The organism is Pseudomonas sp. MWU13-2105 (assembly GCF_023242315.1).
Taxonomy (GTDB): domain Bacteria; phylum Pseudomonadota; class Gammaproteobacteria; order Pseudomonadales; family Pseudomonadaceae; genus Aquipseudomonas.
On the sequence record NZ_JALLIY010000002.1, the window covers coordinates 377,810 to 390,934 of the forward strand.

Here is a 13,125-nt window from a genome sequence, read left to right on the forward strand (position 1 = left end):
TTAGTTCTTAGAATACAGGCACAATGCCATTTATTGCTTTGCCGGTCGGAGCTTTACCCTTGCCGCGTTCTTCCGCTGTCCATGCTGGTCATTTTTTACCCTCTCTCCTGTTGTTGCTTGCGGGGCTCGCGGCTGCCTACGTCAAGGAACTCAACGTCTTCTTCACCTCGCTGTTCAACGTGCTGCCGACCCTGGTTTTGCTGCTGGGCGGGTCCTACTGCGCGGTATACCGACGCCAGCGCGAACTGTTCCTGATGGTGACGGTGTACATCGCCTATTTCCTGCTTTCCACCCAGACCGATTATTACCGGGATCACGGCAAGGTCCGCGAGGACGCCGCAGTGGTCTTCCACCTGTGTTGCCTGTTACTGCCGCTGCTGTTTGGCGTGTACGCCGCCTGGCAGGAACGTACGCACCTGTTCCAGGACATGGTCGCGCGGTTCGCCGTGCTGCTGGCGGTGGGCAGCGTGGCGCTGGGCCTGGAGCAGAGTTATCCGCAAACCTTGCTCGACTGGCTGGCGGAAATCCGCTGGCCTTCGCTGCACGGGGACTGGATGAGCCTGATCCAGTTGTCCTACCCGGTGTTCTTCGCTTCCTTCCTCTTGCTCGCGGTCCAGTACTGGCGCAATCCGCGACCGCTGCACGCGGCGCAACTGACCGGCTTGCTCGGGTTGTTCTGGATGTTGCCGAAGACCTTCATCCTGCCGTTCACCCTGAACATCATGTGCAGCCAGGTGATGTTGATGATTGCCGCGGCGGTGGCCCATGAGGCCTATCAGATGGCCTTCCGCGACGAACTCACCGGTTTGCCGGGACGCCGCGCGCTGAACGAACGCATGCAGCGCCTGGGGCGCAACTATGTGCTGGCGATGACCGACGTCGACCACTTCAAGAAATTCAACGACACCCACGGTCACGACGTCGGCGACCAGGTGTTGCGCCTGGTGGCCAGCAAGCTGGCGAAGGTCAGCGGCGGCGGTCGCGCCTATCGCTACGGCGGTGAAGAGTTCGCGGTGGTGTTTGCCGGCAAGAGCCTGGAAGAGTGCATGCCGCACCTGGAGGTCATTCGTGAAGTGATCGCCAATTACCATATCCAGTTGCGCAACCAGGACAACCGTCCCCAGGACGACCAGCAGGGGCGGCAGCGCCGGGCCGGCAGCGGGGCTACCAGTGTCTCGGTGACCGTGAGTATCGGTGTCGCCGAGCGTCAGCCGGAGCAGCGCACCCCGGAGGAAGTGCTCAAGTCCGCCGACCAGGCGCTCTATGCCGCCAAGGGCGCGGGGCGTAACTGCGTGGTCGCGGCGGGGCAGAGCCGGCGTGGCGCGGTTCGCACGGGTGAAGCCGTCGGCTGAGTGATGGTGGAGCATTCAGCGCTTGGACGGTGATTGTCCGGGCTCGGGCAGGACAGTAGGTTGAGGCATCTGCTGCCGGAGAAACGACCATGCCTGAATACAAAGCCCCGCTACGCGACATGCGTTTTCTGATCGACCATGTTTTCGATTTCCACACCCACTACCTCACCCTCGGCGCCAGCGATGCCAGCCCCGACATGGTCGGCGCGATCCTGGAGGAGGGCGCGAAGTTCTGCGAGCAGGTGCTGTCGCCGCTGAACCGCTCCGGCGATGAAGAGGGTTGCCATTTCGATAATGGCGTGGTGACCACGCCCCAGGGCTTCAAGCAGGCTTTTGCCCAGTATGTCGAAGGCGGTTGGCATGGCCTGGCGGCGGATCCGGCCTATGGCGGGCAAGGCCTGCCGCTGTCCCTGGGGTTGGTGATCAGCGAGATGATCGGCTCCAGCAATACCTCCTGGGGCATGTACCCGGGCCTGACCCACGGCGCCATGTCGGCGATCCATGCCCATGGCACCGAGGAGCAGAAAAACACCTACCTGAGTAAACTGACCGAGGGGCGCTGGACCGGCACCATGTGCCTGACCGAGGCCCATTGCGGCACTGACCTGGGGCTGATCAAGACCCGCGCCGTGCCCCAGGCCAACGGCAGCTATGCAATCAGCGGCAGCAAGATCTTCATCTCCGCCGGCGAGCACGACATGAGCGAGAACATCGTGCATCTGGTGCTGGCCAAGCTGCCGGACGCGCCTGCGGGTACCAAGGGCATTTCCCTGTTCATCGTGCCTAAGTTCCTGGTCAATGCCGCCGGCGATGCCGGCGAGCGTAACGCTGTGCACTGTGGCTCCATCGAGCACAAGATGGGGATCAAGGCTTCCGCGACCTGCGTGCTGAACTTCGACGAGGCCCGGGGCTTTCTGATCGGCGAGGCCAACAAGGGCCTGAACTGCATGTTCACCATGATGAACCATGCTCGGCTCGGCACCGGCATGCAGGGCCTGTGCCTGGGCGAGACAAGCTTCCAGGGCGCGATCCGCTACGCCAACGACCGCCTGCAGATGCGTTCGCTCAGCGGTCCCAAGGCGCCGGACAAGGTCGCCGACCCGATCATCGTGCATCCCGATGTGCGACGCATGCTGCTGACCATGAAGGCCTTCAACGAAGGTAACCGGGCGCTGACCTACTTCACCGCGCAGTGGCTGGATATCGCTCATCTGGGCGCCGATGCGACGCAGCGCCAGGAGGCCGAGGATCTGCTGGCGTTCCTGACACCGATCTGCAAGGCCTTCATGACCGAGACTGGTCTTGAGGTGACCAACCATGGCATGCAGGTGTTCGGCGGCCACGGCTTCATTCGTGAGTGGGGGATGGAACAACTGGTCCGCGATTGCCGGATCGCGCCGATCTATGAAGGCACCAACGGGATTCAGGCGCTGGATCTGCTGGGGCGCAAGGTGCTTGGCAGCCAGGGCAGGTTACTGCGCGGTTTTACCAAGATCGTGCACAAGTTCTGTTTGGCGAATGCCGGGCATCCACAGCTCAAGGACTATGTGGCGCAGTTGGGCGACTTGAACCAGCAGTGGGGCGAACTGACCACCCAGGTCGGCATGGCGGCGCTGAAGAACCCGGATGAAGTGGGCGCGGCGGCCTTGGATTATCTGATGTACAGCGGCTACATCATCCTGGCCTACCTCTGGTTGCGCATGGCACTGGTGGCCCAGGCCCAGTTGGACGACGGTAGCGGTGAGGCCGAGTATTGCCAGGGCAAGCTGGCGACCTGCGAGTTCTACTTCAAGCGCCTGCTACCGCGCACGACCGCCCATCGGGCGGCGGTGGAAGCGGGGAGTGAGTGCCTGATGCGCCTGCCGGCGGAGCTGTTTTCTCTTTAGCGAGTTGGCGATCTTGAGGGCCCTTTCGCGGGCAAGCTCCGCTCCCACATTGATATCCGTGTCGAACACGAGTCTCGTGCACGGCACAAAACCTGTGGGAGCGGAGCTTGTCGAATCGCCACACCGTCGCGAAGGCGTCGGGACAGGAGGCGCATGACGCCGATAGGGTTGTGACCAAAAATAACAAAAAAGTCACGCATAGACCCTATGTGTCGTAAAAGTTGTTGGGGTAAACTCAAGCCATAGAAAATCGGCCCCATCCGGGGCCTGTCGTTTAGATCCTGCGAGGTTTGCCATGGCTGACTACAAAGCGCCCCTGCGCGATATGCGCTTCGTCCTCAATGAAGTGTTCGAGGTGGCGAAGCTCTGGGCCCAACTGCCCGCCCTGGCCGAGAGCGTCGATGCCGAAACCGTCGAGGCGATTCTCGAAGAGGCCGGCAAGGTCACCGCCAAGAGCATCGCACCCCTGAGCCGCGGCGGCGATGAGGAAGGCTGTCGCTGGGACAACGGCGCGGTGTTCACGCCGAGCGGTTTCAAGCAGGCCTACCAGACCTACGCCGAAGGCGGCTGGGTCGGCGTCGGCGGTGATCCGGCCTTCGGCGGCATGGGCATGCCCAAGGCGGTGTCGGCCCAGGTCGAAGAAATGATCAACTCTTCCAGCCTCGCCTTCGGCCTCTACCCGATGCTGACGGCCGGTGCCTGTGTCTCGATCAATACCCACGCCAGCGAAGAGCTGAAAGCCGCCTACCTGCCGAACATGTATTCGGGCGTCTGGGCCGGTTCCATGTGCCTGACCGAACCCCATGCCGGTACCGACCTGGGGATCATCCGCACCAAGGCCGAGCCGCAGGCGGACGGTTCCTATAAGGTCAGCGGGACCAAGATCTTCATCACCGGCGGCGAACACGACCTGACCGAGAACATCATTCACCTGGTGCTGGCCAAGCTGCCGGATGCCCCGGCCGGTCCCAAGGGCATCTCGCTGTTCCTGGTGCCGAAGTTCCTGGTCAACGCCGATGGCAGCCTCGGCGCGCGCAATCCGGTGAGCTGTGGTTCCATCGAGCACAAGATGGGCATCCAGGCGTCCGCGACCTGCGTGATGAACTTCGACGAAGCCGTGGGCTACCTGATCGGCGAGCCGAACAAGGGCCTGGCCGCGATGTTCACCATGATGAACTACGAGCGCCTGGGGGTGGGTATCCAGGGCCTGGCATCGGGCGAGCGTTCTTACCAGAACGCTGTCGAGTACGCCCGCGATCGCTTGCAAAGCCGTTCGCCGACCGGACCGAAGGCCAAGGACAAGGTCGCCGACCCGATCATCGTGCACCCCGACGTGCGGCGCATGCTGTTGACCATGAAAGCCTCCAACGAAGGTGGCCGGGCGTTTTCCACCTACGTGGCAATGCAACTGGACACCGCCAAGTTCAGCGAAGACTCCGGCACCCGCGAGCGCGCGGATGGCCTGGTGGCCTTGCTGACCCCGGTGGCCAAGGCATTCCTCACCGACCTCGGCCTGGAGACCACCGTGCACGGCCAGCAGGTGTTCGGCGGCCATGGCTATATCCGCGAGTGGGGCCAGGAGCAACTGGTGCGCGATGTGCGTATCACCCAGATCTACGAAGGCACCAACGGTATCCAGGCCCTGGACCTGGTGGGGCGCAAGATCGTCGGCAACGGCGGCGTCTACTACCAGCAGTTCGCCGAAGAGATTCGCCATTTCATCAACACCGCCGACGTCGGGCTGGCCGAGTTCACCCAGCCGCTGAGCGCCGCCGTGGATAATCTCGATGACCTGACGGCCTGGGTCCTGGAACGCGCCAAGAGCAATCCGGACGAGATCGGTGCGGCATCTGTCGAATACCTGCAAGCCTTCGGTTACACCGCCTATGCCTACATGTGGGCGTTGATGGCCAAGGCAGCGTTGGGCAAGGAGAGTCAGGAGACGTTCTACGCAAGCAAAATGGGCACGGCGCGGTTCTATTTCGCGCGTCTGTTGCCGCGTATTCACTCGCTGACGGCCTCGGTAAAAGCTGGGAGCGAGTCGTTGTTCCTACTGGATGCCGAGCAATTTTGATTCTTCGGATGTCTTGTAAGCATTTACTTACATAACGCGCTGCTCTTTGCCCCTATCGCCAGATTGGATCCAGCGATAATCTTTGTACCAAGGACGTCGAGCAGGAAGCTCAAAGCAACAACAGGGACACGTAGGATTCTGCCAGGACGGCGGAGTGAAAGGGATGTCAGGGAAACAGTCTGCAAAGCCCCGCCTCGGCGGGGTTTTCTTTTGCCCGTGAAAAAGTAGCAGTCAGTTCAGTCCTTCGCGTACCGCTGGTGGATGCCCGCCCGGGTGGTTTGTCACGTCTTCGAGCAAGTTGCGCAACAACTCCAGCGTCGCCTGTTGGCGCTGCATGTCGCGGCACACCAGCCCCACTTTCAAGGCGACCCGCGGTTCGGTCAGCGGCTTCCACAGCAGCAGGTCGTCGTCATGCTCATGGCGCGAGCGGCCCGGTAGCACTGTTGCCAGCCGCGTGTGCGGCAGGCTGTCGAGGATGCCGGCCATATTGTTCAGCTCGGCCTGGACCTGAGGGCGTCGCCCCAGGTTGGCCAGTTGTCCCTGCCAGATCTGGCGGATCTGGAACTCCTCGCCCAGCAGCAACATCGGCAGTTCTGCGGCCTGGCTCAGGGAGACCTTCTTGAATTCGCGCAATGGATGATCGCTGGGAATCACCAGTTGCAGTTCGTCTTCGTACAACAGCACTCCGTGCAAGCCGGGCTGGCGCGGCGGCAGGTAGCTGATACCGATATCCAGCGAACCGTTGAGCAGGCGTCGTTCGATCTCCATGCCGGTCAATTCGTAGATCTGCACCACCAGGTGCGGCTGGGCCTTGCGCACCCGTTCCAGCATCTGCGGCACCAGGCTGGTGTGCACGGTCTGCAGTACACCGATGGCCAGGGTGCGCAGGGCCTGGCCCTGGAAGTTGCGCAGGTCGTCGCGGGCCCGTTGCAGGCCATCGAGCAGTGGCAGCGCATGGTTGTACAGCGTATGCGCCGCGAGGGTCGGCAGCAGGCGCTTGCTGCTGCGTTCGAACAGGGCCACATCGAGGTTGTGTTCGAGCTGGCGGATCTGCTGCGAGAGGGCGGGTTGCGAGATCGACAGGCGCTCCGCGGCCCGCCCGACATGGCCTTCTTCATACACCGCGACGAAATAACGCAGTTGCTTGAAATCCATAAGCTGTACTTATTAAAAATGCTCGAAAAACGAAATGGCCGCAAGTGCCGGGGAAGCCTAGTCTACCCGCAATTAAAAGGGCTTACAGGGCCATAGCGTGCGATGAATACTGTTTACGTGGACGGTGTTTACATAGGCAAGGCAAAAAATCTCGGCCAGGGTCTGGTGGGGGATACGGATAAACACCGGGTTGCCAACCGGCTCTGGTTGTGGCCACAGGGCCTGGGCAGTGACGAGCATGGCGATCCGCGCTTCCATACCGGACCGGAACGGGCGCTGCATCACTACCCGGCCGAGCATTACGCCTACTGGCGCAAACGTTATCCACAACTCGACTGGGCGGCACCGGCCTTTGGCGAGAATCTGTCGACGCGGGGCCTGAGCGAAGAGCAGGTCTGCCTGGGCGATCTGTTTCGCTGGGGCGGCGCGTTGTTGCAGGTCAGTCAACCGCGCTCGGCCTGCTATCGCCTCAGCCGCCTCGGGACATTGCCGGAGCTGCCGCAAGAAGCCCAGGACACAGGGCGCTGCGGTTGGTTCTATCGGGTGCTGAAGTCGGGGTTTGTCAGCGCCGATCAACCCTTCGAACTGATTCAGCGCAGCTACCCCGGCCTGACCGTGGCCTGGGCGCTGCATGCCTTCTATCAGGAGCCCCTGGAGCATGCGGGGCTGAAGAAACTGGTGGATTGTCCGGCGCTGTCCTCGCGCTGGCGCGATACGGCCATCAAGCGCCTGCGCAGCGGGCGGGTCGAAGACTGGTCGGCGCGGCTGCTCGGCCTGCCTCTGGAAGGGCTGCGCGCATGAACCTGTTCAGCTTGCGGCGCACCGCGCCGAGTCTCGATGACTTGACGGCCGAGTATCGACAAGCCACCCGGCGTGACAGTGTCACCCATGCCTACCTGATGCCGGCGGCGGAGCGCCCTGCCCCGGTGTTCGTGCGCGGCCAGGGCTCCTCGGTGTGGGATGCGCAGGGTCAGGCCTACCTGGATTTCAGCCAGGGCGGTGGCAGCAACAGTCTGGGCCACAGTCCCGGTGTGCTGGCCCGGGCTTTGTCCGATCAGGCCTATGGCTTGATCAACGTCGGCGGCGGGTTGCATAACCAGGGGCAATTGAATCTGGCTCAGCGATTGTGCGAGAGCACCGGCTGCGACCAGGTGCATTTTTTCAACAGCGGCTCCGAAGCCTGTGAGGGGGCGATCAAGCTGGCGCGTAAATGGGGGCAGCTGTATCGCGGTGGCGCGTCGCGGATCATTTCGTTGAGCAATGCCTGTCACGGCAGCGGTTTCGGTGCCCTCGCGGCGTCGGCGCCGGATGCCTTCGACAATCGCTTCGAACCCCGCCTGCCGGGCTTCAGCCAGGTGCCGTTCAATGATTTGCCGGCCTTGCATGCGGCCGTGGACGCCAAGACCGTCGCGATCATGCTGGAACCGATCCAGAGTGCCGCGGGGGTGATTCCGGCGACCGGACACTACCTCAAGGGCGTCGAGCGGCTATGCCGTGAGTTGGGCATCCTCCTGATCCTGGATGAAGTGCAGACCGGCATGGGGCGCTGTGGCACCTTGCTGGTCGAGCAGCAGTATGGGGTGAAGGCGGACATCATCACCCTGGGCAAGGGCCTGGGCGGCGGCGTGCCGCTGGCCGCCCTGCTGGCGCGGGGCAAGGCGGGCTGTTTTGCACCAGGCGAAATCGGTGGCAGTCATCACGGCAATGCCATGATGTGCAGCGCCGGGTTGGCGGTGCTGGAGACGCTGCTCGCGGGTGATTTTCTCAGCAAGGTGCGTGAAACCGGACAGTACCTGCGTGAAGGGCTGACGCGTCTGGCGCAACGTTATGCACAGGGAGAATTGCGCGGGACCGGCTTGCTCTGGGGCTTGACCCTGGCTGACGAGTCGGCCGATGCGCTGGTCAAGGCCGCACTGCTGGAAGGGCTGCTGCTCGATGCACCGAAAGCCGACTGCCTGCGTTTCTCTCCGGCGCTGAACGTCAGCAAGAGCGACATCGACGAGATGTTGCAGCGCCTGGCCCATGCCTTTTCCCGAGTGCGAACCGCCCAGGTGCAGTGTCGCAAAGGTATTGCCGTCTGACACTGACCGACTCTTTTTCTTCAACTAATTCCCGAACCGTCTCGCGGTATAACGCGTCGCCCTGTGCCTGACTCTTTTGGCACGGGGCGTTTTTTTTGTCGGCGGCGCTCAAGCGCACTGTTTCGCACAAGGACGTTCCTCCAGGAGTCCGGCCAACGAGGTGTGTGACGGACTTGAATTTATATACCACTAAGTGGCATGTTTAACGGAGAAGGATTTCCATGCCATACAGGTTTTTCAAAACCCGGCGCTTCAGCGTCGATGCGAGAAAGGCACTGATCACCGATGCAGCGCTGGTCGCGGCTATGAGAGAAGTCATCAGTGGTCGGGCGGATAATCTGGGCGGCGGTGTCTGGAAGAAACGCCTCAACGAGAACCGCCATCGTTCCATTGTATTGGCGAGGGGGCGTTGTTACTGGGTCTTCCAGTTTCTGTTCGCCAAAATCGATCAGAGCAATATCACGGCGCAGGAGCTCAGTGCCTTCAAGGCGTTGGCCAAGGCTTATGAGGGACTCAGTGAGCAGCAGGTCCAACAGCTACTGGAAATGAAAGCGTTTGTGGAGATAGGTCATGACCAAGACATTTAAAAGCGAGGCGCTGGAGTCGATTCATGAGTCCGCCAGCGCGTTGCAGGCCATTGGCGCGATCAGCAAGGCGACCATGCGCGAGTTCGATGAGTCCTGCCTGGCGCAGGTGCCGGATGAAATCGCGCCGGAGCAGATCAAGCAATTGCGTGAGCGCAACCATGTCAGCCAACCGGTTTTCGCCCGTTACCTGAACACCAGTGCCTCGACCGTGAAGCAGTGGGAGGCGGGTGACAAGCAACCCAGTGGCATGGCGCTCAAGTTGCTGAGCATCGTGCAGAAATACGGCCTGCAGATATTGGCCTAGCGTTCGCGGCGATTGCGTGAGCGGTCCTGGGCGAAGGTGCGCAGCCCTCGGTGGGCACTGGTTTGTCCGCGAATCAGGCCGGCGCGCTCGGCGGGTTCCGAGGGCGGTACGGGCGGCGGTGTTTGCACCAGCTCCCCGGCTTCGTTCGAGGACGCTGGACCTTCGGAGTCGGGGGCGGTTGGCAGGGGCATGGGCGTTTCCTTGGAAGAGGAACGCCCATTTTAGCGGATAACGCCCGCTCAGTCCTGGCTCAGCCCGGTATAGAGCGCCGGACGGCGGTCCAGCAGATAGCGGTTGCTGGCCCGGGAGGCCTGCATCAGCGAACGGTCCAGGGTGGCGACGATCAAGGTCTCATCCAGGCCGGCACGGGCCAGGCGACTGCCGTCCGGCGCGGCGATGCTGCTCTGGCCGCAGTACTGGATGTCGCCCTCATGGCCGCAGTAGTTGGCGTAGGCCACAAAACACTGGTTCTCGAAGGCCCGGGCGCGAATGGTGACATCGGCGACGAAATCGAACGGCACCATATTGGCCGTCGGCACCAGGATCACCTCGGCGCCGCCCAAGGCCAGGCGCCGGGTGTTTTCCGGGAACTCGACGTCGTAGCAGATCAGCAGCCCGAATTTCCAGCCGCCCAGTTCCACCACCGGAAAGTGGTCGGGGCCGGCGCTGAACATCGAATGATCGAGGTCGCCGTACAGGTGAGTCTTGCGGTAGTTGCACAGGCTCTGGCCCTGGGCGTCGATCAGTTGCACCGCGTTGTAGAGCTGGCCGTCCTCGGCGCGCTCCGGGTAGCCGTAGACAATCGCCATGTTCGCCGCCCGGGCGAGGGCGGCAATATGTTGTGCGCTGGGGCCATCGCTGGCTTCGGCCAGGGCCCCGACCGCTTCGGCGCCGATGTTGTAGCCGCTCAGGAACATTTCCGGGAGTACCAGCACATCCGCGCCGCGGGCTTCACCGGTCAGGCGCTGCAAGCGCTGCAGGTTACCCGCGACATCCAGCGGTTGCGGCGGGCATTGATAGAGAGCGATCTGCACAAGCGCGTTCCTTTCAGTCGGCCAGGGCAATCGGGCCGATGTCATTGAAGACATCGCCCGGTCCCGGGTTCTCGGCGTGGGTGCGTCCACCGAAGTGGTTCATGATGCCCCACACGGCGTTGAGCGAAGTCTGCACCGCGCCTTCGACCCAGGCCGGGGTCCAGGATACATCGTCACCGGCAATGAAGATGCCGCGATGTTCGGCCGGCATCTCGGCCTGCATGAAGTGCGCGTACATCCGCTGATTGTAGCGGTAGTGGCCGGGCAGGGCGCCTTTGAAGGCACCGAGGAAATGCGGGTCGGCTTCCCAGGACACGGTGATCGGATCGCCGATGATGCGCGCGGCGATATCCACTTTCGGGTAGATCTTCTTCAGTGCATCGAGGGCCAGTTTCACCCGCTTGTCGATGGGCTGCGGGAGCATTTTCAGGGCGTCGCTCATCCACGAATACGACAGGCAGATCACGCCCGGTTTGTCGTCGCCGTTGTCGAACAGATAGGTGCCGCGGGTCAGGCGGTCGGTGAGGGTCATGCTCATCAGGTCGCGACCGGTTTCCGGGTCCTTGTCCTTCCAGAACGGGCGGTCGACCATGACGAAGGTTTTCGAGGACTGCATGTAGCGTGTGCGGTCCAGGGCCATCCACATCTTCTGCGAGAACAGCGATTCCTCGCATTCGATCTGGGTGGTCAGCAGCCAGCTCTGGCAGGTGACGAGGACGGCGGCGTAGTGACGGGTATCGCCCCAGTTGTCGGTGACCGCGAACTGGCCGTCGGCGTCGCGGCTGATGCGCTTGACGCCGGTGCGTGGCGCGCCATGGTGCAGGCTGCTCAGGCTGGTGCCGGACGGCCAGTGGGCGCAGCGCTGTGGTACATGGCGCCAGATGCCCAGCGGTACCTGTTCAACGCCACCAACCACCAGGTGCTGGTGGTCATCGCAGTTGGTCATCACCACACGGAAGATTTCCAGCATCGAGTTGGGGAAGTCCGAGTCCCAGCCGCCGGTGCCGAAGCCGACCTGGCCGAACACTTCGCGGTGCTGGAACGACAGCTTGGCGAAGGCCTTGGAGGTGGCGACGAAGTCGTAGAAGGTGCGGTCGTCCCACAGTGGCACCAGGGTGTTCCACAGTTCTTTCAGGCGCGGCACGTCACGGTCGCGAATGGCCTGCTGGATATCGCCGAAGCGCGAGCCGTCTTCCAGGGCATCGGCCCAGGCGTCGGCCACTTCCTGGAACAGGGCGGGCAGGTCGGCGAGTTTCTCGGCGTAGTAGGTTTCGCCTTCGAGATCGATCACCGTGCTGCCGGAAGCCGGGGTCAGCGGGTTGGGGAAGGGCTTGGTCTCAAGGCCGAGCTTGTCGACGTAGTGGTAGAACGCGGTGGAGGACACCGGGAAACGCATGCCACCGAGTTCGGCGATGATGCCTTCGGCGCCTTCGAAGGCCTGGGAGCGCAGGCGCCCACCCATTTTCGAGGCCTCGTAGACGACCGGCTTGAGGCCCAGTTTCATCAGTTCGTAAGCGGCCACCAGCCCGGCGATCCCGGCACCGACAATCGCCACTTCGGCGCCGTGGTTTTGCGCCGGGATGCTGCCCAGTCCGGCCGGGTGTTCGATCCAGTCGTCAAAGGCGAACGGAAAGTCCGGGCCGAAGATGGTGATGGGTTTTTTACCGTCGGCAGGATGGCGATTGTTCTTGTTCATGGCTGACCTTGCTGGCGACTCGGGCCGGGCGGAGTGTCCGGCTGGAGTATAGATAGGAAAAGACTGAGGCCATTGTAGGGAGCGGGGAGTGCGTTAATAAGACGCAAAGTGTCGTCGTTTTGACTGAAAGCGATGCTTTATGACGAAGCTATTATTCGAATTGACGCGATCCTGTAGGAGCTGGCTTGCCGGTGATAGCGTCCGACCGGGCGATGCAAGACTCACTGGCCCTATCGCCAGCAAGCCGGCTCCTACAATGACCGCGTTCGACTGGCGTTATGGGCCCAGGGGCAAGACGCTATCTGCAAGGTGGGTTTAAACCGGCTGCCCCCGATCCACCTTGCTACTGAGAATGATCGAGGTCGTGGTCTTCTCCACCCCTTCAACGCTGCCGATCTGGTCGAGCAACTGGTCCAGCTGTTCCGGCGAATCGCTGCGCAGCCACGCTACATAATCGAACTCGCCACTCACGGCACAGAGTTGCTGGATCTGCGCCATGGCACTGAGACGCCGCACCACATCCTTGCCAGAACGCGGCTGGACGGTGATCCCGACATAGGCTTGCAAACCGCCATCAACCACTCGCTGACCCAGGCGCACGCCATAACCGGTAATCACCTTGGCCTTTTCCAGGCGGGCCAGCCGCGAGGTGACCGTGGTACGCGCAATCCCCAGCTGCCGCGCCAGCATCGCCACGCTTTCGCGGGCATTGATCTGCAGGGCGGAAATCAACTGACGGTCGATTTCGTCGAGGGCGAGTGGGCGGGTGTCGGACAAGGTTGGGGCTCCGGTGGCGGGTGTTGAAGACACCCCACATGTTACAGACTCGGATGCATTGGTGGGATTCGAAGCGTTCGTTCGGGGACTGCACTACCTGGTGTGAGCCGAATAGCTGGATAGCCCTATGAATCGGTCGGCTGACCGCTTGCACCACGAAGAACAGGAATAGGACGTCA

The 13,125-nt window shown here is 62.3% G+C and carries 12 protein-coding genes; 7 read left to right on the top strand and 5 right to left on the bottom strand.

Going from position 1 to position 13,125, the window contains the following annotated elements; translation table 11 throughout:
• Positions 1–59: 59 nt before the first annotated feature.
• From M5B96_RS04455 to M5B96_RS04465, 3 genes are all read left to right on the top strand, one after another.
• Positions 60–1,352: a GGDEF domain-containing protein gene (locus M5B96_RS04455; protein WP_248795317.1), complete on the top strand. Its 1,293-nt coding sequence runs from the start codon at positions 60–62 to the stop codon at positions 1,350–1,352.
• A gap of 89 nt (positions 1,353–1,441) precedes the next feature.
• Positions 1,442–3,238, top strand: coding sequence for an acyl-CoA dehydrogenase C-terminal domain-containing protein (locus tag M5B96_RS04460; protein ID WP_248795319.1), 1,797 nt, complete (start codon positions 1,442–1,444; stop codon positions 3,236–3,238).
• A 295-nt stretch (positions 3,239–3,533) separates the two neighbouring features.
• Entirely contained in the window at positions 3,534–5,312 is a 1,779-nt protein-coding gene (locus M5B96_RS04465; protein ID WP_248795320.1) for an acyl-CoA dehydrogenase C-terminal domain-containing protein, read from the top strand.
• 231 nt (positions 5,313–5,543) lie between these two features.
• Here the strand turns inward: M5B96_RS04465 and M5B96_RS04470 are convergent, their stop codons facing one another.
• Positions 5,544–6,467, bottom strand: a complete 924-nt coding sequence (locus tag M5B96_RS04470; RefSeq protein WP_248795322.1) for a LysR family transcriptional regulator — start codon at positions 6,465–6,467, stop codon at positions 5,544–5,546.
• Between the two features lie 102 nt (positions 6,468–6,569).
• Between M5B96_RS04470 and M5B96_RS04475 the strand changes: the two genes are divergently transcribed.
• From M5B96_RS04475 to M5B96_RS04490, 4 genes are all read left to right on the top strand, one after another.
• Positions 6,570–7,268, top strand: a complete 699-nt coding sequence (locus M5B96_RS04475) for an MOSC domain-containing protein (protein WP_248795324.1) — start codon at positions 6,570–6,572, stop codon at positions 7,266–7,268.
• Positions 7,265–8,548 carry an aspartate aminotransferase family protein gene (locus tag M5B96_RS04480; protein WP_248795326.1) on the top strand — a complete coding sequence of 428 codons (1,284 nt, stop codon included), beginning with the start codon at positions 7,265–7,267 and terminating at the stop codon, positions 8,546–8,548. The genes M5B96_RS04475 and M5B96_RS04480 overlap by 4 nt, the downstream gene beginning before the upstream one ends.
• Positions 8,549–8,769: 221 nt before the next feature.
• The gene (locus tag M5B96_RS04485; protein ID WP_248795327.1) at positions 8,770–9,135 is read left to right on the top strand and encodes a type II toxin-antitoxin system RelE/ParE family toxin; all 366 of its coding nucleotides are present in this window, start codon (positions 8,770–8,772) and stop codon (positions 9,133–9,135) included.
• A complete protein-coding gene (locus M5B96_RS04490) occupies positions 9,119–9,439 on the top strand; it encodes a helix-turn-helix domain-containing protein (protein ID WP_103497065.1) in 321 nt (106 codons plus the stop codon). The genes M5B96_RS04485 and M5B96_RS04490 overlap by 17 nt, the downstream gene beginning before the upstream one ends.
• Here M5B96_RS04490 and M5B96_RS04495 read toward each other — a convergent pair.
• The 4 genes from M5B96_RS04495 to M5B96_RS04510 all read right to left on the bottom strand — a co-directional run bounded on the left by M5B96_RS04495 (position 9,436) and on the right by M5B96_RS04510 (position 12,946).
• Positions 9,436–9,630: a hypothetical protein gene (locus M5B96_RS04495; RefSeq protein WP_248795423.1), complete on the bottom strand. Its 195-nt coding sequence runs from the start codon at positions 9,628–9,630 to the stop codon at positions 9,436–9,438. The genes M5B96_RS04490 and M5B96_RS04495 overlap by 4 nt on opposite strands.
• A gap of 48 nt (positions 9,631–9,678) precedes the next feature.
• Positions 9,679–10,473, bottom strand: coding sequence for a carbon-nitrogen hydrolase family protein (locus M5B96_RS04500; protein WP_248795328.1), 795 nt, complete (start codon positions 10,471–10,473; stop codon positions 9,679–9,681).
• 13 nt (positions 10,474–10,486) lie between these two features.
• Positions 10,487–12,169 (bottom strand): flavin monoamine oxidase family protein, encoded by a 1,683-nt coding sequence (locus M5B96_RS04505; protein WP_248795329.1) that lies wholly within the window; start codon positions 12,167–12,169, stop codon positions 10,487–10,489.
• Between the two features lie 315 nt (positions 12,170–12,484).
• On the bottom strand, positions 12,485–12,946 hold the full coding sequence (locus M5B96_RS04510) for an Lrp/AsnC family transcriptional regulator (protein ID WP_248795330.1): 462 nt from the start codon (positions 12,944–12,946) through the stop codon (positions 12,485–12,487).
• Between the last annotated feature and the right edge of the window lie 179 nt (positions 12,947–13,125).